The organism is Vibrio sp. 2132-1, assembly GCF_033344315.1.
Genome location: NZ_JAWPON010000640.1, coordinates 1 through 573, shown reverse-complemented (window position 1 = coordinate 573; position 573 = coordinate 1). Strand labels below are relative to the sequence as shown.

1 protein-coding gene is annotated in these 573 nt (G+C 48.5%); it reads left to right on the top strand.

The window, feature by feature from the left end:
• Positions 1–573, top strand: a 573-nt coding sequence (locus tag R8N47_RS27130; RefSeq protein WP_318186359.1) for an aldehyde dehydrogenase family protein, incomplete at both ends; no start/stop codon positions are given.

The window sequence follows — 573 nt, the reverse complement described above, 5'->3', positions numbered from 1 at the left end:
TTCGTGTGCTGTTTGTTCAAGAAGACGTTGCGGACCGCATCATCACCCTTATCCAAGGCGCGATGAAAGAGCTACACGTTGGCTTGCCTTACTTGCACAAAACCGATGTGGGTCCGGTTATTGACCGCAATGCGAAGCAAAAACTCCTTGCTCACCTAGAACAGATGAGCAGCACGCAGAAGAAAGTTGCGCAGCTGCAACTGGAAGAAGCGTGTCAATACGGCGATTTTGTTGCACCAAGTGCGTTTGAAATCTCAGGCATTGATGTTCTGAAAGAAGAGCAATTTGGTCCTATCTTGCACATTGTTCGCTTTAAAGCGTCTGAACTGCCAAACGTGGTAGAGCAGATCAACCAAACAGGTTTTGGTCTAACAATGGGCATTCACAGCCGTAACGAAACCACTTATCGCTGGATTGAAAAACACGCTCGCGTGGGTAACTGCTACATCAACCGAGATCAAGTTGGTGCGGTTGTTGGCGTTCAGCCATTTGGTGGGCAAGGCTTGTCTGGTACAGGTCCACAAGCTGGTGGTCCTCACTACTTGTACCGCTTTACACAACATCTTCTTGCTC